Here is a 20,968-nt window from a genome sequence, read left to right as displayed (position 1 = left end):
ACGAGTTGGGTTTTGCTCTCGCAATGCTTCGTAACAAACCAAAAAGTTATATAAAAAACCGATATAGATACTTTAAGTCGATTTAATGGGGTATTACCTTGTTTCAAGCCCGAAAATAGTGCGCTAAGCACGCTTGCCTGAAAGCTATAATCAGTTCAAGGATCAGGCTTGGGTGATTTTTATATGACTTGTCATACATGTTGCGGTGTTAGTATCAGACCGTCTTGTTCGAAGGGATTTGCCCCATGCACGACCCCCAGAGTGCGCCGTTGCGCAAGCGTTCACCGGGCCTGGCCCATGACATCGTGGCCGAGCTGACCCAGCGAATCCTGTTGGGCCAGCTGGCGCCTGGCGAGAAGCTGCCTTCCGAATCCGCCATCGTGCGCGAGCACGGCGTGAGCCGCACGGTGGTGCGTGAGGCGATTTCAAAATTGCAGGCAGCGGGGCTGGTTGAAACCCGCCACGGTATTGGCACCTTCGTGCTTGAGCGCGATCAGCGCCAGGGCATCCACCTGAGCCGGGATACCGCGGCCAGCGTGCGCGGCATTATCGAGTTGCGCATGGGCCTGGAGACCCAGGCGGCGGCACTGGCTGCCCGGCGCCGCACGGATGAGCAACTGCAGCAAATGCGTCAGGCGTTGGATGACCATCAGGATTCATTGGCCAACAACGACAGCAGCGTTGAGCCGGACCTGCGGTTTCACCAGTTGATCGCCCAGGCCACGGGCAACAGTTGTTTTACCGATATCATTGCCCAGCTGGGGCGTTCGGCGATCCCGCGTACCCGGATCAACAGTCAGGAGCGCGGTGATGCCGACCTCAAGCAGTTGGGACAAATGGCCGTGCTCGAACACGAAGCGATTCTGCGCGCCATCCGCCGCCAGGACCCCGACGCCGCCCGCGCCGCCATGCTGCTGCATTTGAGCAACAGCCTGGAGCGCATGGCGGGGGAGTGAGGGCTGTCACTTCAACGCCATATCCTCAGGATTGATCTGTTTCCAGGCTTGCAGCACCACCTGCGCCTTGGGCTCCTGGCCGCTGTCGAGGTAAAACTGGATCAACGCCAAACGGGCATCGCGAAACGCCGGCTGGCGCTTGAGCAGTTCCTCCATTTGCGCACAGGCCTGGTCGAGCTGGCCGCTCTGGTGCAGGGCCACGGCCAGCACATAGCGGTACTGGCCGTTGTCCGGTTCCAGTTTTACCGCCTGCTGCAACGCTTTCATCGCTTGCCCGGGCTGGCCGGCACGAATCAGCGCCAACCCCTGGCTGTGCTGCAACAGCGCCGCCTGCGGGTGGGCCTTGATCCCATCGCTGAGCAAAGCGGTGGCTTCACCAGCCCGGCCGCTGGCCTCCAGCCACTGGGCCAGGGTGACCAGCGCCGGGTAGAAGTCCGGGTCGCGCAGCAGCGCAGCACGCAGTTTGGGCTCAACCTCGGCATTGCGGCCGCTGGCCTGGTAGAGCATGGCCAGGTTGAGGTTGGACTCGGCCCGTTCGGCCAGGCTCAATTGCACCGCCTCGTATTCGCCGATGGCCTTGTCCCATGCCCCTTGATTCGTGCCCAGGCCAGTGCGCGCAGCACCCTGCAAGTTGCGCGCGGCAATGATGCGCACCGCCCGCACGCTGTCACTCAACAACGGACTGAGCAAGGCGACCCGCTCCGCCGGTGGCAAGAAGGCGCTCACCGCCCGCACCGCGCTTTCACGCACTTGCGGGGCGGGGTGGTTGAGGTCCTTGCTGGCCAGTTTCAGCGCAGATTCGCTGGGGTAGTTGGCCAGTTCGGCCAACAGCGTGGCGCGTTGAATCGCTGGCAAGTTGCTGCGCCGCAATTGCTCGTACAGCGCCTGCCCGGCACCGGGACGGCCGCCGCGGATCAACCACAGGCTGTCATCGTAGCGCGCCGCTTGTGGTGCATCGTGGGCGCTCCAGAGTTTGAATTGCTCGGTTACCCGGTCACCGGCCTTGCCCTGATGGCAGGTCAGGCAGGCGTCAGGGGTACCCAGGGCCTTGGCCCGCACCGGGTTGGGCAGGCTGAAGCTGTGGTCATGACGAAAGTCGTTGCCCATGTAGAACTTGCCGGGCATATGGCAATCCACGCACTGCGAGCCGGGCTGGCCTTCGGCATGGCGATGGTGGTCGCTGGCGTCATAGTTCTTCGCCTGCAGGCCCTTGCCGTCAACTCCGGGGATCGCAGCCTTGCCAGCGGGGTTGTGGCATTGCAGGCACACGCCATTGCCCGGCGCCTTGAGTTCAGTGCTGTGAGGGTTGTGGCAATTGCTGCAACGCACCCCCTTGTCGAACATTTTGCTTTGCAAAAAGGAGCCGTGCTCAAACACCTCGTCCTTGATCTTGCCGTCCAGGGCATACAGTTCGCGGGTCAGCACGCTGGGCAGGTAGTCGTCCATCAGCCGCTTGCCCACGGTAAATCCATCGCCCAGGGGCGCACGACGGGCGTGGCAGCGGGCGCAGGTTTCGATCTCGACAGTGGCGTCCTTGTTTTTAAGGTCGACGTCAAAGCCGCTATGGGGCAACGGGTTGTTTTCGGTTACGGCGCGCAGATGGTTGGACGCCGGGCCGTGGCAGGCCTGGCAACCGACGCCGAGGCTGTTCCACTGGCTGTTGAAGGTGTTGGCGGTGGCGTCGAAGTTGCGTTTGTAGCCGGTGGTGTGGCACTCGACGCACATAAAGTTGGCGTTCTGGCTGGGCTTGCTCCAGTGCAGCGGGTTCTTGAAATTCACGCCCTGGCCCGGGTACAGATGGAACCAGCGGTTTTTTTCGCTATCCCAGGCCACGCCCAGGGCTTGCAGTTTGCCGTCACCGACTTCGATCAGATACTGCTGCAACGGTGCAATGCCGAAGGTATAGGCCACCTTGAAGTCGGCGGGCTTGCCATCGGCTCCCGGTGTGTTGACCCAAAATTCTGCGCCCTGGCGAAAAAACCGGCTGCTTTCGCTTTCGCCTGTAAACGCGGCATTGTTGAAATCAGCGAGCACAGTCTGCGGCTCGGCCACTTGCATGGCCAACTGGTGATGGGAGCCTTGCCAGTCCTTGGCCTGGGCGCCGTGGCAGCCCTGGCACTGTTGTTCGTCAACCATCTGCGCCGGGGCGGGTTTCGGGCTCACAGACGCAATTGCCGCAGGCGGGGGCGTCAACACCACCGGGGCCGGGCGACTGAGGTAAAACCACAATCCGGCCAGCACCAGCAGCAACACCCCGGCGCTTGCGGGTAACAGGTAACGGCTCATCAGGGTGGGGCGCGAATCAGGTTGGTTTGCAGCTTTTATAGTTTTAGTTTTGGGCATTGCGACTTCCGTATCGAAAAGGCTCTAGCGTTCACCGACAAACCAGCGGTAATAGGGGTTGGCGCCATCGCCACGCATCACTTCGCGGATATCCCGGCTCCAGGCCTCGCGGTCGCCATCATAGGCATGCAGGCTGGAACGGTAAAACTGCATCAGGCGTTGCTGATGGGTATTCATGCGCTCGACAAACTCCGGGCTGGCGTTAAGCAAAACTGCCGGTTGGCGCAGGTCGAGCAGCGCCGGCAGTACCCGGCTGATTTCTTTGCTGCGCACCCAGGGAGCGTACTCGATACGCGGTTGGTCGTCCGTGACGGCCGGCGCATCTGCAGCAAAACGCTGCAGCCCTGCACGGTCGGTCACCCAGGTTGCCAGCAGTGCCGCTGACGAAGCCACGCCCACATCCTGCAGGGCGTTGCGTACCCCGGGTTGCTCGAAGCGGGCGCTGATGCGTGCGGCATCCAGTTCCATCGGTTGCAATGAACCCACCAGCAGCATTTCGTGAAACTCGCTGGTCCACAGCGTGGCGTAGGGGAACACGTCGAGAAAACTGCGCACCAGCGAGCGCGAGTCGTCGATATTCTGCGTCGGCAACGGCAGCCATTGCGCAACGATCCCCTGCGGTTGCAGGCGCTGCGCGGCCAGTTGATAGAAGTCCCGCGAGTACAGGTTGACCACCCCGGCGGCGGAGGGCGGCGGTGGTTCAAGGGTGATCAGGTCATAGCGCTGTTCGCTGCGCAGCAGCTCCTGGCGACCGTCGCGCAAATGCACCTGCAAGCCGGGGTTGGTCGCCGCCGCGAAATTACCTTTGAACAGGGTTGAAGCCTTGACCACCGCGGGCAGCAACTCGGCTACCACCCGCTGCTCCAGTCCCGGATAACTGAGCAGGGCGCCGGCGGTGATCCCGGTGCCAAAACCGATCACCAGCGCCGAGCGCGGTTCGCCGTTGTGGATCAACAGCGGCAACAGGGCCTGGATGCGCATGTAGCGCAGCGACGGCATGGCATCGCCGGTGTTGGAAACGCCCTGGATATACAGGCGATGGAAGGTGCGCTCGCCTTTGCCCTGGGTGACCACGGCCACCGTGCCGCCACGGCCTTCTTCATAAAACGCCAGTTCGCCGTTGCGTGCTCCCGGCAGCAGGTCGGCGAGGCGCTCGACCGGCGTCAGTACGGCCACCAGCAACGCTGCCAGGCTGAGCGCAATTACGCCCTGGCGATGACCTTTCTTGACCCCATGTCCCTGGCTTACCGCGATAAAACCTACGGCAGCAGCGATGATCGCCAGCACACCGAGGGTCCGCACCAGACCCAGCCACGGGATCAGTACAAACCCGCACAGCGCAACGCCGACAATCCCGCCCAGGGTGTTGAACGCCACCACTGCGCCGACATCGCGGCCCACCCGGTCGGGGCCCACGCACAGGCGCAGGGCCAGCGGGAAAGCGGCACCCAGCAGCAGCGTGGGGATAAACACGATGCTCAACGCCACCACCGCAAAACGCACACTCATGCCCAGCAGCGCGCTGGCACCCAAGGTCAGTGCCAGCGCTTCTGCCTGAGTTTGCAACAGCACCAGCCAGCGCCCGAGCAGGGCGATTTCCAGCAAGGCCACCAGCCCGGCGCCGGCGATCAGCAAGGCAAAAATCCCCCAGGGATCGCGCAGGCGATCCACCCGCCGCGCCATCAGGCTACTGCCGATAAACAACCCGGTCAGGTAAGTGGCCAGCACCACGGCAAAGGCGTAGGGGCGAGTACTCATAAACTGCACGATCGATTGCGACCAGACCACTTCATACCCCAGTGCCACGCCACCGGCGATGGCATACAGCAGCATGGCCAACCGGGCCGGTTTAAGTGCGGTGCCGGGCGCTACCACCGGGATGGCGGGTTCGACATGAGCCCGCTGCAGCCACACCGCGCCAACGGCGGCAATCAAGTTGAGCGCAGCGGCCACCAGCGCACTGGCGAACACGCCGAGGCTGGCGATCAGGAGAAAAGCCGTAAGCAGCGTGCCGACAATCGCCCCGCCAGTATTGGCGGCGTACAGGCGGCCACCGGCCTGGCCCAGATGGTGCGGGTCAGCCGCCAGTGCGCGCATCAGCACTGGCAGCGTACCGCCCATCAAGAGCGCGGGCAGGCCCACCAGCAACAATGGCAGCAGCCAGGCGGGCAGGCCGATCCGTTGTTCGAGCCAGGCAAATGGCGCGGCGGCCATACCCAGCCCCAGCGTGGCGCCGATGCCGAGCACGGCCACACCGACTTCAAGGCCCGCATACAACAGCAAGGGCTTGCCCAGGCGGTCGGCGCAGCGGCCAAACAGCAGCCCGCCAAGGGCCAGCCCGGCAAAGAAGGCGCTGATGCCGGTGGTGATGGCGTACACCTCGACACCGATCACCAGCGACAGTTGTTTGATCCACAGCACCTGATAGATCAGGGCGGCAGTACCGGAGATAAACAGCAGCAAGGCGGGGGCAGACAATGCAGTACGGCTGGACGGTAAGGATGGCGGCATTGCGCTGGAGCCTTGTGCAGAAGGAATTCGGGAAGGAGTCGTTACCCCGTGTGGGAGCGGGCTTGCTCGCGATGGAGGCGGCGCGATCTGACAGATGCAGCGCGTCGAGACAATCGCGGGCAAGCCCGCTCCCATAGGGCAGGTTTACTGCGCTGGCTGATGTTTCATTTTTTCCGCAATCTTGGCGTCTACCGCTGCCCGTACCTGATCGATACTGAAGCTTGGCGGCTTCTGGCTCGGCGGGTAATCAACGAAGGTTTCCAGGAAGTTGGCTGCCTTCATGATTGCCAGTTCGTTCAAGTAGACGTTTTTCGTGCTCCAGTCGTAATACTGGTCGGAGACCACGTCAGCCCGTTCGAACGGGTCCATGCGCAAGTTGAAGATTTTCGGCACCCGCAGGCATACGAACGGTTCGCTCCAGACCTTGAAACCGCCCGGTTCGCGTTGCTCGCAGAACACCACTTTCCAGTTGTCGAAGCGCATCGACACCAGCATGCCGTCATCGTTGAAGTAGTAGAACTCGTTGCGATTGCCCTTGGGTTGCTGGCCGGTCAGGTACGGCAGCTGGTTGAAACCGTCCAGGTGAACCTTGAAGTTGCTGCCGCCTGCCACCGGGGCCCAGCCCTTGAGCAACTTGTCCTTGACGTCGGCATCGCCAGCCACTGCAAGCAGGGTAGGGAACCAGTCCAGCCCCGAGAACATCTCGTTGCTGACTTCACCGGCCTTGATTTTACCCGGCCAGCGCACGATCGCCGGGACCCGGAAGGCACCTTCCCAGTTGGAGTTCTTCTCGTTGCGGAACGGCGTGGTCGCCGCGTCCGGCCAGGAGAACTGGTTGGGCCCGTTGTCCGTGGTGTAGACCACGATGGTGTTGTCGGCGATTTTCAGGTCGTCGAGGGTTTTCAGCAGTTTGCCGACGTCGCCGTCATGCTCAAGCATGCCATCGGCGTACTCGTTGCCGGGCATACCACTCTGGCCCTTCATCGAGTCGCGCACGTGGGTAAAGACGTGCATGCGCGTGGTGTTCATCCACACAAAAAAAGGCTTGTCGGCCTTGGCCTGCTTTTCGATAAATGCCTGCGCCGCCGCGGTGGTTTCATCGTCGATGGTTTCCATGCGTTTGGCGGTCAGGGCCCCGGTGTCTTCAATCTTGCCGTCGGCAAAACTGTGAATCACGCCACGGGGCGAGGTGGCCTTGACGAAGGCCGGGTCATCCTTGGGCCAGTACGGGCGCTCGGGCTCTTCTTCGGCATTGAGGTGGTAGAGGTTGCCGAAGAACTCGTCAAAACCATGATTGGTCGGCAAGTATTCGTCGCGGTCGCCCAAGTGGTTTTTACCGAACTGTGCTGTGGCGTAGCCTTGCGACTTGAGCGCCTGGGCGATGGTGATATCGCGCTTTTGCAGGCCCACCGGTGCCCCCGGGATGCCGACCTTGGACAGGCCGGTGCGCAGCGGCGTCTGCCCGGTAATGAATGACGAGCGCCCGGCGGTGCAGCTGTTCTCCGCGTAGTAGTCGGTGAACATCATGCCTTCTTTGGCAATCCGGTCGATGTTGGGGGTTTTGTAGCCCACCACGCCCATGGAGTAGGCGCTGATATTGGACTGGCCAATGTCATCACCAAAAATCACCAGGATATTGGGCTTTTCAGCGGCTGCGGCGGTGGCAGAAAACGCCATCACCGAAGCCGCCACGAGGGCTAGCCGGGGTAACCACTTGATTGTTCGAGTCATGCAACTTGCTCCTTGTTGACCTGGTTAGTGCACTGCTGACGGCTGTTTTTCTTATTGCTGTTGCTCGTTGGCACTGGCCTCGAACGGGTAGATCCGTCGCCATTGCGACGCCATATCGACGATAGTCCAGTCCTGCTGTTTTGCCTGATCGAGCGCCTTGTCCAGGCGGCCGATTTTCGAGTCCCTGTCATAGGCCCATTCACGTTTGGCGTCGGTGTGGTGCACCAGCCCCATCAGGCGCGGGCCCAAGCCTGCGGCAGTCCACTGGAGCATCTGCAGGTCGCCGTCGGAGTTGCCGAAGGCGAGGATCGGCCGGCGGCCAATCACGCTGTCGATGCTCACCGGCTTGCCGGGGCCGTCATCGTTATGGGCGATTTTGGCGGTGCGCAGGATGGACGGTTGGCCGTCCTTGAGCTGGTATTCGGTGACAAACGTGGAGCCGATCACTTGCTCCGGCGGGACGCCATAGACCTCCTCGGCAAATACGCGCATAAAGCCGGTATCGCCGCCGGAAACGATGTAGGGCTTGAACCCCTGGCTGCGCAGGTATGCAAGCACTTCCAGCATCGGCTGGTAGACCATCTCGGTATAGGGCTTGCCGGTTGTCGGGTGGCGGGCCTTGCTTAGCCAGGTTTGCACGTTGTTGCGAAACTCATCGGTGGTGAGCCCGGCATGGCTGGCCATAAAGATTTTCAGCAGGCCCTCCATGCCGCTTTCGGCGAGGGCCTTGTGGTCGTTTTCCAGCACCGCCTTGAACGGTTGTTGGTCTTTCCATTCCGGGTGTTGGGGGGCCATGCGTTTGATTTCGTCGAAGGCAAACAGCTCCTCGAAATAACCCGGTTGTTCGCTCCACAGGGTGCCATCGTTGTCGAACACGGCGATGCGCGCTTCGGGTTTTACAAAGCCCTTGCTGTCTGGCGTGGTAACCGTCTCGACAAACTCAATGATGCTTTTTTTCGCGGGGCCTTCGTTCCAGGAGGGCAAGGGGTCGGCAGCCAGGGCGAACAGCGGCAGGGCGAACAAAAGCGCCGCCAGGGTTGTAGTCGCTGCCGAGGTACGAGGCTGCGAAAAGGACCGCAGGGCCTTCAAGATTTCGGAGCCGCTTCGCTGCCCATCGCAGCCTCGTGCCTCGGCAGCGACTACGGGTTTTGAGTTATTCATTTCAGGACGTCCTTTTCATGTCTTGGGTTGAGCGGGCGCAAACCATGGTTTTTGCGCGGCGGGCGGTTGCGCAGCCACTGCCGGGTGGCGTTTAAAACCGGGTGCAAGCGACCCCGGTTTACATACAGGGCAACGGCCAGCAGCAACACGGCAACGCCCACCAGCCAAAAGGCGGACAGCCGTAATCGAGTGGGTTGGCCCATTTGTTTGAGGTCGTCAACGATGGAGAACACCGGGGTGTAGCTGCTGCTGGCGGCGGCGGCCTTGAAGGTGACGGCCGGGAGTTCGCTGAAGCGGGTTTTACGGTTGACGTTGTCCCACCATTTGACGCGGACCGCCGGCAGCTCGAAATCGCCTTCGCGCTCGATGCGATAACGGACGCGGTCAATGCGCTGACCGCCATTGAAGCCGCCGCGACCGTCGTCCAGATTGCTCACCTGCGGGGTTTGCGGGTATGCACCGAGCCCGGCCACCGAGGCCAGGGGCGGGGCAGGCAGGGCCAGCCCCGGAGTGCCGTCAGCCTGTAACGTTACGCTGCGGGTCAGGCTGTCACCCACCTTGAATGGGCCGCCTGACGGAGTGAGCGACTGGCTCAGGCGCAACGCGCTGGCCGCCAGTACCGGCTCGCCGGGGCTGAAACCCTCGGGCAGGCTGGCACGAAAGGTCAGTGCCGGGGTTTGCCCCGACAGCTCATGGCTGGCCTGCGCCGGAGTGGCACGCACCGTCAAGGGTGCGATGGAGAACACGTGCGCCTGGGTCGGGGTAATCCGGTAGGTGTAGCGCAGGCCGCTGAAGGTCAGGCCCTGGATCGTCTGCGACAGGTGTTCGGCCTCACCATTGGGTGGCATCACATCGGTACCGGCCAGGCTCAGTTCGGGCAATGACGCACCACGGGTAAACCAGCTGTCGGTCAGCACATCGACCTGAAGTTGCACGGCCTCGCCCACCACCACGGCGTCGCCCGGTACCAGTCGGGCCTGCACCCGCAGTTGTGGTTCGTCGGCCTGCGCCAGGCCGACGAACATCAACAGTGCCAGCGCACAGGGCTTCACGGTGCCACCTTCTGATCTTGCAGGCTGAATTTTTGCCGCAAGAAATTCGCCGGGGAGGTGGTCAGGTTTTGCAGCCACTGTTCATCACTGGCCGCCTGCAGGGTTTGCACTGGCTTGCTCTGGCCTTTGCCTGGGGGTTTGTCGAATTTGACTGCGTCGGGTTTGACCTCGGGGGTGTTCTGCTCGGCGCTGTCGGTATCTTTTTCCAGGGCAATGGCCAATGCCAGGTTGGCGCTGGCTTCGGGGAACTGCGGTTGCAGGGTCAAGGCCTGGCGATAGGCGGCAATCGCCTGCTCGAACTTGAAGCGGCGCACGTAAATATTGCCCAGGTAAAAGTACGCCTGGGCGGTGTTCAACTGGGCAAAGCTGGCCAGTGCCAGATCGAAATCGGCGGCGTTATAAGCTGCGATGCCTTTCCAGTAAGGGTCGACAAATAACTCGGCTGCTGCCGGATAGTGCTGGTGTTCAAAGGCCCAGCGCCCTTGCTGGTCGCGGGTGAAGAAGGCATCGGTCAGTGGGTTGGCGTGCGCCGGTGCCGGTTGCAGGGCCAGCCCTGCGCCCAGCAGCAGGACGGCGTTCCAGTTCAGGCTCCAGCCACGGCGCACCGAGAACCAGGCCATCAACAGCAGGGGGCCGCACAACCAGTAGCCGGCGTCTTTCCATTGCAGCTCGCGCTGCTCGTCGCTGGCGGCCTGGAAGTGCTGTTGGGCGTGGCCTTCGACCCAGTCCAGATCATCGTTGTTGAGGGTCAGGCTGCCCAGCGGCGCATCCGTGGCGCCAGCCAGTTGCTTGAGCGCGGCACTGTCGAAGCTGCCCAATTGCGGGCGGCCGGTACTGTCGGTGCGTGGTTGACCGCTGGCGTCGCGAATGATCCCGCCATTGCTGCTGCCCACCGCCAGTACCAGCACTTGCAGGGCACTGCCCGGCAACAGGGCTTTGAGGCTGTCCAGTTGCGTGGTGTCGGCACCGTCGGTGATCAGCAGCAAGGTGCCGGGGGCTTTCTCGGCCTGCAGCAGGCGCTTGGCCTGTTCGATCACCGCCGCTACGTTTTTGCCGGGCCGGGCGATCAGGTCGGTGCCCAGGGCCTGGACAAAACTGTCGAGCAATGCCGGATCGTCGGTGGCGGGCAAGACCAGATGGGCGCTGCCTGCATAGGCAATCAGGGCCGTACGGGCACCGTTGCGCCGGGCGATCAGGTCATGCAGTTTGTGCTTGGCGGCTTCCAGTCGGGTGGGCTGCACATCGCTGGCATCCATTGACGGTGACAGGTCGAGGGCGATGATCAGCGGGGCGCGGTTTTGCAGGAAGGCCGGGCGGTCCTGTTCCCAGGTGGGGCCTGCCGTTGCAACGGCGCCGATGATCAGCAGGGCTGCGGTCAAATGCACCGGGCGCAGGTGGTGGCTGTCGGTCGGGGTGACCAGCAAGTGGGGCAACAGGTGCGGGGCAATGATCGCCCGCAAGCGTCGCTGCTGGTCATGGCTGCGCCGCCATAACAGCGGCAGCAGGGCGCCGACAATCGCCAGCAGCAGCCAGGCCGGGCGCAGAAAGTGGAAGTCACTGAGGTTGATCTCCATCTCGGGCCTCCTGCGGTGGCGGGTGCGGGTGCCGTCGTGAGGCCAGCAGCGCAAGCAGGTGATACAGCGTCACCAGGCTGATGGCGGCCGCTACGGGCAACCAGAACAGGTCACGTTTGGGCTGGTGGCTGAACGTCTGCACGGTGTGCGGGGTGATGCGGTCGAGGGTGGCGTACACCTGGTTCAGGCTGTCGCGGTCTTCAGCGCGAAAGTACTGGCCGCCCGTGCTGTTGGCGATGCTTTGCAGGGCGGCCAGGTTGACCTTGGCTTCGCCGTCGGCATTTGGGTCGCCGATGCCGATGGTGTGGATCACCACCCCTTTGGCCGCGGCCATGGCTGCGGCACGGGGGACGGGGATGGCGCTGCTGGTGTCGTTGCCGTCGGTGAGCAGGATCAGCACTTTTTCCTGTTCGTGGGCCTGGTCGAGCAGTTTCAGGCTCAGGCCGATTGCGTCGCCGATGGCGGTGTCGGGGCCCGCCATGCCGATGCCGGTGTCGTCCAGCAGCAGTGCCAGGCTGGCGTGATCGAGGGTCAGGGGCGCTTGCGGATAGGCCGCGCTACCAAACAGGATCAGGCCGATGCGGTCGTCCTTGCGCCGGGCAATAAAGTCCTGCACCACCTGTTTGACCGCGCTCAGGCGGTCGATTTTCTGGCCGCTGGCGTCGGTGAAGTCGGCGGTCTCCATCGACTGAGAAATATCGATGGCGAGCATCAGGTCGCGTGCCGGTTGTTGGCGTTCGATGGGTTTTTCGACCCATACCGGCCTGGCCACGGCCACCACCAGCAATGCCCACACCAGCAGGTTGAGCAGCAATTGCCCGCTATTGTGCTGCGCGCCTGCTACCTGAGGGGCCTGATCGACGGCGCGGCTCATGCCGTAGAAAAACGGTACGCGCACCGCGCTGCGAGCTTCGCGATAGGCGGGCAGCCAGCGGTAGCCGCACCACGGCAAGGGCAGCAACAGCAGCAGCCAGGGGTAATCAAACTGCCACATGGTGCAGCTCCACCCAGCGTGTGCAGGTGTCGACCAGTTGCTGGCGTTGTGTGGCGGGCAGGGCGAGCAATTGCTCATCCGGGGCGTAGGCCAGAAACGCCAGTTGCTGGCTGAAGTCCTCGGGCACCGGCTGCGGGCCGTGGCGGCTTAAAAAGTCCTGCCAGGCTTCGCCCTGCAACGGCCCCGCTGCCTGCGGTACGGGCATGGACAGGGCCACCCGTTTAAGCAGCGTGGGCAGCTCGCGCAAGGTGCCCAGCGGGTCGTTGGCCGTGCGCAGTTGTGCCAGCCTTTGTAACGCCTCGCGCCGGTAGCGGTCGCGCCGCCAATGCAGGCAGGCGCGAGCAGCCCAGACCGCCAGGCCGCTCAGCACAAGCCCAAGCAAGGCCCACCAGCCCCAGGTTTGCGGCAGGTAGCTGACGGGTGCCGGCAGGGCCAGGGTTTGCAGTTGGTCAATGCTGGGGATAGGGCTGGTCATGGCCGCACTCCGCTCAGTTTGCCCAGTTCGGTACGCAGCTGGCTGTGGGCGTCCCGGGCGGTGCTGAACATCATCAGCGGCACCTGGCTGCGGCGCAGCAGGCTGGCGATGTCCTTGAAGCGCCCGCTGAGGAAGTCGCCCAGCGGCTGGCGTACGTGTGCATGCTGCACCGCCAGTTCCACTTGCAGCTGGCCCTGGGTAACCAGCAGGCGCCCGGTATCGGGCAGGTCCAGCGCCAATGGGTCGTAGACCTGCATGGCGATGACATCGTTATGCACCGCCAGTTGGCGCAGCAACTGCAGGGTGTGCGCTCCGGCCCCGGCGAAATCGCTGATCAGGCAAATCAGATGGTCGTGCCCGGCAATGGCCAGGCAGTGCTGGAGCACCTTGTCCAGCTGATCGGCGTCTTCGCAGTCGGGCAATGTGGCGTTGAGTGCCTGGTTTTGCAGGGCGATTTTGCTGCACAGCGCCTCGACCCGTTTGCGGCTGCGCAGCGGGGCAATGCTGTCGATGCGCTGATCGTTGAACACCAGCGCGCCCACCCGGTCGCCGGCGTTGAACACCATCCAGGCGGCCAGCGCGCCCAGTTCGGCAGCGGTGGCAGATTTAAAGCTGCGGCTGGAGCCAAAAAACATCGACATGCGCTGGTCGACCACGATCAAGGCCGGGCGGTCGCGTTCTTCGGTAAAGGTGCGCACCACGGGTTTGCCGGTGCGCAATGAGGCGCGCCAGTCGAGGTGACGCAGGTCGTCGCCGGGTTGATAGCGGCGCAGTTCGTCGAAATTCAGGCCGCGGCCGCGCAAGCGTGAAGCATGGTTGCCCGAGAGGATGCTGCCCCGGGGTTGGCGGGCGACAAAACTCAGCGCCCGCGCCTTGAACTCCAGCGTCATTAGTTGCGCCAGCGAAACATAGACCAGGCCGTCGGCCTCCTGCCGTTGAGCGTGCATCAGGCGGGTATCGCGACTTTGTCGAGCAGGCGCTGCAGTACCTGATCTGCGCTGACGCCATCGGCGACGGCGTCGTAGCTCAGTTGCAGGCGGTGGCGCAGTACCGGATACACCACGGCGCGCACATTGTCCGGGGTGACAAAAGCCTGGCCGCGCAGCCAGGCGTCGGCCCGCGCACAGCGGTCAAGGCCGATACCGCCGCGGGGGCTGGCGCCGATGCTGATCCAGCGGGCCAGGTCGGCGTCGTAGTCGGCGGGGTGGCGGGTGGCGTTGACCAGGTCGATCAGGTAAGCATCGATGGCCGGGGATACGGCCACTGCGGCGACTTCGCGGCGCGCCGCAAAAATCACCGCCTGGCCCAGGGCGAATGGCGGTGCAGTCTCGACGCTGACGTGTTGCGCCTGTTCCTCGGCACGCAGCATGCGCAGCACTTGGGATTCGTCTGCCGGCTCGGGGTAGTCGAGCAGTACCTTCATGACAAAGCGGTCCATCTGCGCCTCGGGCAGCGGATAGGTGCCTTCCTGCTCGATGGGGTTTTGCGTGGCCAGCACCATAAACAGTTCGGGTAACGGGTGGCTGTTGCCGGCCACGGTGATCTGCCGTTCTTCCATAGCTTCGAGCAGGGCCGCCTGTACCTTGGCCGGGGCGCGGTTGATTTCGTCGGCCAGGATCAGGTTGCCGAACAGTGGCCCGGGTTGAAAGCGGATCAGGTTCTGGCCATCAACCTGGTGCAGTACTTCGGCACCGGTGATGTCCGATGGCAGCAGGTCGGGGGTGAACTGGATACGGCTCATCTGCGCATCCAGGTGCCTGGCCAGCGCCTTGACGGTACGGGTCTTGGCCAGCCCGGGCAGGCTTTCGAGGAGCAGATGACCGTTGGCCAGCAGGCCGACGATGATCTGCCGGATAACCTCGTCCTGGCCCAGTACCGCTTCAGCGATGCTGGCTTGCAGGGCATTCAGATCGTTGAGCGCTGTCATAAAGCATTCCTTGCTTGAGCACGGTTACCAGGGGGCGGGGACCACCACAAACTGCACGTTGCCACCCACATAGCGCGGCTGATACCAGGTTGGTCCGCAGTGTTGATACGCCACATTGTTGGCCACGACCGATACGCAGCCCTCAGGCACGCTGGTGACTTGCGAGCCGATGGCTATTGCCGTGGCCGTGGTTGCACCCACCACGGCGGCGGCTGCCCACGGGTGATACCAGTTGTCCGGTGGTGGCGGTGGTGGTGGCATGGGCCTTGGCGGTGGCGGCATCGGCCGTGGCGCCGGGTAGGGATGTGGTTGCGGTTGCGGTTGCGGGTATGGGCGCGGCTCCGGTTGCGGGTGCGGCCTGGGTTGTGGCTGTGGGTGCGGTTGCGGCATGGGGTGCGGCGCCGGTGGATGTCCGCCAGTGTGCGGCACCACAAATGTACGTGCGCCACCCCCTCCGCGTAGTTGCCAGGCCTGGGTGGCGGAGGTGTGCAGCAGGCAGGCGCTGAGAACGCCACACATCAGCCAAGGCAGGCGCTTCATGGTTGCGCCTCCAGACGGTATTGACTGGGGGCCCATTGCAATGGCACTTCCTGCGCGCCGTGCGGGGGGTCGAACTCAAAGCTGGTGGCGCTGAGCGCCGGTTTGAGCTGCCAGGCAAAGTCGACGCTGTGACGGGGGTGTTCGGGTATGTCGCGGCGGGTGATGGTCAGGCGGCACGGCAGGGGTTGTTCGCCCTGACGCAGCCACAGTTGCCAGTCGATATCGTCCTGGCGCAAGGCGTAATGATCACAGCGCTGACCGTCCAGCGTGTCACTACCGATCAGCACGGCTGAACGCAGGCCGCCCTGTTGGGCGGTGCTGGCGTTCCAGCGAAACAGATCGGCCAGCGGCAGCTCGATGCCGTAGCGGCTGTTGAGCAGGTCAATCAGCCCATTGATGCTGGCGGGGGCCGGGGCGCTGGCATAGTAGGGGCCGGGGCTCTGGTAAAGGGTAAAGCGCTTGCCGTCGTAATAAAGGGTACGGCGCCCGCCCTGATTGTCCACCGAGACCTTCAGTTTGTCCGGCTGCTGGGCCAGCAGTTGGGTGGTGTGACGGAACTCGACGGTCTGGCCATTCTCCAGCACTTGATCGGTCTGGCTGCGGGCCTCGACGCCAAACTGCTTGAGGCTGCGCAGGTAACTGCCCATCCGCTCCAGGGCCTGCAGGGCGGCAGGCTCAATGGCAGTCTCAGCCGCGGCATGGACCTGCCCGGTAAAGACCAGCAGCAGGCCGAGCAGGGCAGGGCGCATCACGGGCATGGTCATGCCCTCTACCAGACGTACTGCATGCGCAGGGTCCAGGTGGCGATATCCGGTGAGCCCTTGCGCTCGGTCACGGTGTCGGTATAGGCCAGCAGGCCGCCGAACTGCGGTGTGAGCATAAAGCCCATACTGGCACCTGCCAGGGTGCTTTCCTGTTTGTTGTCCTGCCAGTCACCGTCGATTTTGGTTTCGCCGCCGCGGGTGTAGGTGGCGTCCAGCGAGGCCCAGAGAGCGCGGTTGAAGTCGTAGCTGTAATGGCCCTCGATGGCATACAGGGGCTTTTGTTCGAGCTTGCTGTTGCCCTGGTATTCATCGTTGGACCCGTACAACGACACCATGGTGTTGATCTCCAGCCAGGTGGGGCCAATGGGGGTGCCGAAACCCAGCTCGGGTTTATACACCCAGCGGTTGGCGCCGATATTGATCACCCGGTTCTTGTCATAGTCGCCGGTGGGTGTGGTGACTGTCAGGGCGGCGGTGAGGAAGGTCTCGGGAGTCCATTTGGCGAACTCCTCCTTGCTCAGCGCCGGGCCGCCAAAGATGTTGTGTGCGAACACCAACTGGGTGTCACCCATGCCGCCGTTGTGCTTGGTGCCGGTGAAATAACGGGCATTGTCGAACGAGGCCGAGACGTCGGCGTAGGGTTGCAGGATCTCGATGGCGCTGTTGCGCCCGTCGATGCCGAATGAGCGGGCGTAACGCAAGATATACAGGTCGGCATTGAGGGACAGCCCGTCGATGGGCAGCGAGGTGTCGATGGGGGTATTGGAGTCGACGCGGTTGTAGTAGCCGAACAGCATGTTCAGATCGGTGGGGGTGTTTTGCCAGTCGCGGGCATTGTCGGCCCAGCCTGCCAGCGGCGTCAGGATCAGGGTGAGTGCCGTAAAACTGGCCTTGCGGGCGGTACTTGCTCCCATCGTAGTGCTCCTTCAATCGCTCTTTGGCGGTTTATCGTCCAATGCCCGGCGTGTTTATTTGTTTAATGACGCTAGCAGTAACCGCAGACTTCGCTGGCTGGCGGCCGAAATGCTGCTGATTCTGTGGGCTGGGTCTCTTTTAAATGACGAGCGGTTCGGCATATGTTCTCTGTGGGAGCCGGGCTTGCCCGCGATGCAGGCACCTTGTTCTATCGGGAGGAACAAAGTGCTGCCATCGCGGGCAAGCCCGCTCCCACAAGAGTTTTCGTTGTTTGATTATTTTGCTTTTGCCACTCGATTATCCAAACAACGGGAATGCCCATCGCGGCTCTCCCGGCATCCATGCCGGGAGGCCCACTGCGCAGAACCGCCACTCGGCCTCCCGATGAGGCGGGTAGATCAAAAGCCGTCGAGGCGGCCGACCGGCCGGCCTGTTTGGATGCGGGATTGGCGAGCGACATTTTTTCTCTGTGGGAGCCGGGCTTGCCCGCGATGCAGGCACCTTGTTCTATCGGGAGGAACAAAGTGCTGCCATCGCGGGCAAGCCCGCTCCCACAAGAGTTTTCGTTGTTTGATTATTTTGCTTTTGCCACTCGATTATCCAAACAACGGGAATGCCCATCGCGGCTCTCCCGGCATCCATGCCGGGAGGCCCACTGCGCAGAACCGCCACACGGCCTCCCGATGGGGCGGGTAAATCAAAATCAAAAGCCCCTGAGGCGGCTGGCCGGCCGGTTTGAATGCAGGATTGGCGAGCGACATATGTTCTCTGTGGGAGCCGGGCTTGCCCGCGATGCTGGCACCTTGTTCTATCGGGAGGAACAAAGTGCTGCCATCGCGGGCAAGCCCGCTCCCACAAGGGATTGGTGTTCTTTGGGAGATCACGCCCATCCAGCGGACTACTGGTTATTTAGCCACCTGTGGGCATTGGCTGCGTGATATCGTATTGGCCTTTATCTAGGGGTTATCCAATGCGAATGCTGATCGGCGTCATGAGTCTGGCCTTGCTGGCCGGTTGTGTGTCTCCTGCGATGGACACTGCCCGTGCCAAGGCCCCGACCCGGGTGCTGGCTTCGGAAAAAGCCACGGCGCTGGTCGCCGAATGCATCAAGTTTTCATGGCAGGATGAAAGCGTGTTCGGCGTCGATGCCAGTGCCTATATCAACAGCGACAAGGCCGGCAAGCAGACGGTCTACACCCGTGGTGCCGAGTCCTTTGCCGATCTGCTGCCCCAGGGCACCGGCACGGCAGTGAGCTATTACGCCAAACAGCCGGGTGATGCTGCCGCCATGCGCCGCCTGGCGATGCTGGCGACGTGCCTGTAACCGCGTAATGGACTTGAGGCAGGGCTTTGTCCTGACCCGGCACTGGCGTGATACGCCATCGGGCATCGAGGTCGACTTCTGGCTGGCCACTGATGACGGGCCGCAGCAGGTGCGCCTGCCTTACCAAACGTCCACTGCGTTTATCCCGACCATTCAGTCAGGCCAGGCGCAGGCGCTGTTGCAGGGCGAGGCGGGGGTGGAATTTCGTGAGCTGGCGCTGTGTGATTTTCAGTCACGCCCGGTGACGGGCCTGTATTGCCGCCAGCACGGCCTGCTGATGGACATTGCCCAGCGCCTGCGCCGCGCCGGGGTTGATGTGTACGAGGCCGACATCCGCCCGCCGGAGCGTTTTTTGATGGAACGCTTTATCACTGCTCCAGTGAGTTTCGGCGGCCGAGCCCAGGGCGACGGGCTGCTGCTGGATGCGCGGCTCAAACCCCATCCCGACTACCGGCCGCAGCTCAAACTGGTGTCACTGGACATCGAAACCAGCGAGCAGGGCGATCTGTATTCCATTGCCCTGGAAGGCTGCGGCCAGCGCCAGGTGTATATGCTGGGCAAGGCTACTGCGGCCGATACCCCGGTGGATTTCGACCTGGAGTTCTGCGCCACCCGCGGTGACCTGCTGCTGCGTCTGAACCAGTGGCTGGCACGGCATGACCCCGACGCGATCATCGGCTGGAATGTGGTGCAATTCGATCTGCGGGTGTTGCACGAGCATGCCCGACGCCTGGGCATTCCATTGCTGCTGGGGCGTGGCGGCAGTGAAATGCAGTGGCGCGAGCACGGCACGCGCAAGCACCATTTTTTCGCCAGTGCTGCTGGGCGGCTGATCATTGACGGCATTGAGTCGTTGCGCTCGGCGACCTGGTCGTTTCCCTCGTTCAGCCTGGAAAACGTCGCCCAGACCCTGCTCGGCGAGGGCAAGGACATCAGCACGCCGTACCAGCGCATGGACGAAATCAACCGCATGTTTGCCCATGACAAGCCTGCACTGGCGCGCTACAACCTCAAGGACTGCGAACTGGTCACGCGGATTTTCGCCAAAACCGAGCTGCTGACCTTTTTGCTGGAGCGCGCCTCGGTTACGGGCCTTGAGGCCGATCGCAGCGGTGGCTCGGTGGCGGCGTTTTACCATTTGTATATGCCGCTGATGCACCGCCAGGGCTTTGTCGCGCCCAACCTGGGCGATAAACCACCCCAGGCCAGCCCCGGCGGTTTTGTCATGGAGTCCGAGCCGGGGTTGTACGAATCGGTGCTGGTGCTCGATTACAAAAGCCTGTACCCGTCGATTATCCGCACGTTCCTGATTGACCCGCTGGGGCTGGTGGAAGGGTTGCGCGAGCCAAGCGATGAGGCCTCTGTGCCCGGGTTTCGCGGCGCGCGCTTCTCGCGTAGCCGGCACTGCCTGCCGGCCATTATCGAGCGTGTGGCCAAGGGCCGTGAAGTGGCCAAACGGGAGAAAAACGCGCCTCTGTCCCAAGCCCTGAAAATCATCATGAATGCTTTTTACGGGGTGTTGGGCTCCAGCGGTTGCCGGTTTTTCGATACGCGGCTGGCGTCGTCGATCACCCTGCGCGGGCATGAAATCATGCTCAAGACCCGGGCACTGATCGAAGCCCGGGGCTATAGCGTGATCTATGGCGACACCGACTCCACCTTCGTCTGGCTGCGCAGTCAGCACAGTGAAGAGGACGCCGCGCGTATCGGTCGCGAACTGGTGCGGTACGTCAACGACTGGTGGCAGGCCCATGTGCGTGACGAGTACGGCCTGACCAGTGCCCTGGAGTTGCAATTCGAGACCCATTACAGCCGCTTCCTGATGCCGACCATTCGTGGCGCCGAAGAAGGCAGCAAAAAACGCTATGCGGGGTTGGTGGTGCATGCCGACGGGCGCCGGGAGATGGTCTACAAAGGGCTTGAAACCGTACGCAGTGACTGGTCGCCGCTGGCCCAGCAGTTCCAGCAGGCCTTGTACCTGCGCATCTTCAACCGCCAGCCCTGGCAGGACTATGTGCGCGACTTTGTGCGCAGCACCCTGGCGGGTGAGCATGATGAACTGTTGATTTACCGCAAGCGCCTGCGTCGCCCGCTCAGTGGCTATGAGCGCAATGTGCCGCCCCATGTGCGGGCCGCACGCCTGGCCGATGAGTACAACGACCGGCAGGGGCGGCCCCGGCAGTACCAGAACGGCGGGACGATCAGCTACGTGATCACCGTGGCCGGCCCCCAGCCGCTGGAAAACCGCACCGCAGAAGTGGATTACGAGCACTATCTGACGCGTCAGCTACAACCGGTGGCGGACGCGATTCTGGTGTTTGTCGATGACAACTTCAGTGCCCTGGTAGGCGGGCAGTTGGGGTTGTTTTAAGCGTCGCTGGCAGGGCCGGCGGCGGCTTTGGAGCGGGCGCGATCCTTGGCAGCCTTGGCTTCGGCGGCCAGGCATTCCAGGCAGAACTGCTCGGCGTAGCTCATCAGGATTTCGGTGGTGTCGCCCTTGATCGTGCGGGATCCGGCGAGGATATAGCGCATGCGTTTTTCCGTGACCCCCAGGCGCAGGGCAATCCAGGCCGGAGTCTGGCCGATGCGGTCGACCAGTTTGTTGGCGTATTCGGTGGAGTGGTTGTAGCGTTCAGCGTTGGGAAACATAGGGGTTCCATGGGGCGGTAGGGTGAAGCCGGAGCGCATGGTACTCCTTTTC

17 protein-coding genes are annotated in these 20,968 nt (G+C 62.8%); 3 read left to right on the top strand and 14 right to left on the bottom strand.

Annotation, left to right across the window (positions count from 1 at the left end; all coding sequences use genetic code 11):
- Nucleotides 1-245: 245 nt before the first annotated feature.
- Nucleotides 246-956: a FadR/GntR family transcriptional regulator gene (locus tag BFC21_RS07290; protein ID WP_088377582.1), complete on the top strand. Its 711-nt coding sequence runs from the start codon at nt 246-248 to the stop codon at nt 954-956.
- A 6-nt stretch (nt 957-962) separates the two neighbouring features.
- Here the strand turns inward: BFC21_RS07290 and BFC21_RS07285 are convergent, their stop codons facing one another.
- The 13 genes from BFC21_RS07285 to BFC21_RS07225 form a co-directional block, all read right to left on the bottom strand.
- Nucleotides 963-3,299, bottom strand: coding sequence for a tetratricopeptide repeat protein (locus tag BFC21_RS07285; RefSeq protein ID WP_120265867.1), 2,337 nt, complete (start codon nt 3,297-3,299; stop codon nt 963-965).
- Between the two features lie 24 nt (nt 3,300-3,323).
- Nucleotides 3,324-5,810 carry a fused MFS/spermidine synthase gene (locus tag BFC21_RS07280; RefSeq protein WP_120265866.1) on the bottom strand — a complete coding sequence of 829 codons (2,487 nt, stop codon included), beginning with the start codon at nt 5,808-5,810 and terminating at the stop codon, nt 3,324-3,326.
- Nucleotides 5,811-5,954: 144 nt separating this feature from the next.
- The gene (locus tag BFC21_RS07275; RefSeq protein ID WP_120265865.1) at nt 5,955-7,541 is read right to left on the bottom strand and encodes an arylsulfatase; all 1,587 of its coding nucleotides are present in this window, start codon (nt 7,539-7,541) and stop codon (nt 5,955-5,957) included.
- A gap of 51 nt (nt 7,542-7,592) precedes the next feature.
- Nucleotides 7,593-8,702, bottom strand: coding sequence for an HAD family phosphatase (locus BFC21_RS07270; RefSeq protein WP_256557634.1), 1,110 nt, complete (start codon nt 8,700-8,702; stop codon nt 7,593-7,595).
- Complete coding sequence (locus BFC21_RS07265) at nt 8,699-9,754, bottom strand: hypothetical protein (RefSeq protein ID WP_256557633.1); 1,056 nt, start codon at nt 9,752-9,754, stop codon at nt 8,699-8,701. Before BFC21_RS07265 ends, BFC21_RS07270 begins: the two co-directional genes overlap by 4 nt.
- Nucleotides 9,751-11,328 carry a VWA domain-containing protein gene (locus BFC21_RS07260; RefSeq protein ID WP_120265864.1) on the bottom strand — a complete coding sequence of 526 codons (1,578 nt, stop codon included), beginning with the start codon at nt 11,326-11,328 and terminating at the stop codon, nt 9,751-9,753. Before BFC21_RS07260 ends, BFC21_RS07265 begins: the two co-directional genes overlap by 4 nt.
- Nucleotides 11,309-12,322: a VWA domain-containing protein gene (locus tag BFC21_RS07255; protein ID WP_120265863.1), complete on the bottom strand. Its 1,014-nt coding sequence runs from the start codon at nt 12,320-12,322 to the stop codon at nt 11,309-11,311. The genes BFC21_RS07260 and BFC21_RS07255 overlap by 20 nt, the downstream gene beginning before the upstream one ends.
- On the bottom strand, nt 12,309-12,797 hold the full coding sequence (locus BFC21_RS07250) for a DUF4381 domain-containing protein (RefSeq protein WP_120265862.1): 489 nt from the start codon (nt 12,795-12,797) through the stop codon (nt 12,309-12,311). The genes BFC21_RS07255 and BFC21_RS07250 overlap by 14 nt, the downstream gene beginning before the upstream one ends.
- Entirely contained in the window at nt 12,794-13,744 is a 951-nt protein-coding gene (locus BFC21_RS07245; protein ID WP_120265861.1) for a DUF58 domain-containing protein, read from the bottom strand. Before BFC21_RS07245 ends, BFC21_RS07250 begins: the two co-directional genes overlap by 4 nt.
- Nucleotides 13,744-14,724 (bottom strand): MoxR family ATPase, encoded by a 981-nt coding sequence (locus tag BFC21_RS07240; RefSeq protein ID WP_120265860.1) that lies wholly within the window; start codon nt 14,722-14,724, stop codon nt 13,744-13,746. Before BFC21_RS07240 ends, BFC21_RS07245 begins: the two co-directional genes overlap by 1 nt.
- Nucleotides 14,725-14,748: 24 nt before the next feature.
- A complete protein-coding gene (locus tag BFC21_RS07235) occupies nt 14,749-15,264 on the bottom strand; it encodes a hypothetical protein (RefSeq protein WP_120265859.1) in 516 nt (171 codons plus the stop codon).
- Nucleotides 15,261-16,028 carry a DUF2092 domain-containing protein gene (locus BFC21_RS07230; protein WP_256557632.1) on the bottom strand — a complete coding sequence of 256 codons (768 nt, stop codon included), beginning with the start codon at nt 16,026-16,028 and terminating at the stop codon, nt 15,261-15,263. Before BFC21_RS07230 ends, BFC21_RS07235 begins: the two co-directional genes overlap by 4 nt.
- Before the next feature lie 5 nt (nt 16,029-16,033).
- On the bottom strand, nt 16,034-16,942 hold the full coding sequence (locus BFC21_RS07225) for a transporter (RefSeq protein ID WP_086797443.1): 909 nt from the start codon (nt 16,940-16,942) through the stop codon (nt 16,034-16,036).
- 971 nt (nt 16,943-17,913) lie between these two features.
- Here BFC21_RS07225 and BFC21_RS07220 point away from each other — a divergent pair.
- Both BFC21_RS07220 and BFC21_RS07215 read left to right on the top strand, forming a co-directional pair.
- Nucleotides 17,914-18,267 carry a hypothetical protein gene (locus BFC21_RS07220; RefSeq protein WP_162939294.1) on the top strand — a complete coding sequence of 118 codons (354 nt, stop codon included), beginning with the start codon at nt 17,914-17,916 and terminating at the stop codon, nt 18,265-18,267.
- A gap of 7 nt (nt 18,268-18,274) precedes the next feature.
- Entirely contained in the window at nt 18,275-20,638 is a 2,364-nt protein-coding gene (locus tag BFC21_RS07215; protein ID WP_120265858.1) for a DNA polymerase II, read from the top strand.
- On the opposite strand, the gene BFC21_RS07210 is transcribed toward BFC21_RS07215, so the two are convergent.
- On the bottom strand, nt 20,635-20,916 hold the full coding sequence (locus BFC21_RS07210) for a hypothetical protein (protein ID WP_088377578.1): 282 nt from the start codon (nt 20,914-20,916) through the stop codon (nt 20,635-20,637). The genes BFC21_RS07215 and BFC21_RS07210 overlap by 4 nt on opposite strands.
- Between the last annotated feature and the right edge of the window lie 52 nt (nt 20,917-20,968).

The organism is Pseudomonas sp. TMW 2.1634 (assembly GCF_001703595.1).
GTDB classification, from domain to species: domain Bacteria; phylum Pseudomonadota; class Gammaproteobacteria; order Pseudomonadales; family Pseudomonadaceae; genus Aquipseudomonas; species Aquipseudomonas fragi.
This window is presented reverse-complemented; position numbering and strand designations above follow the sequence as displayed.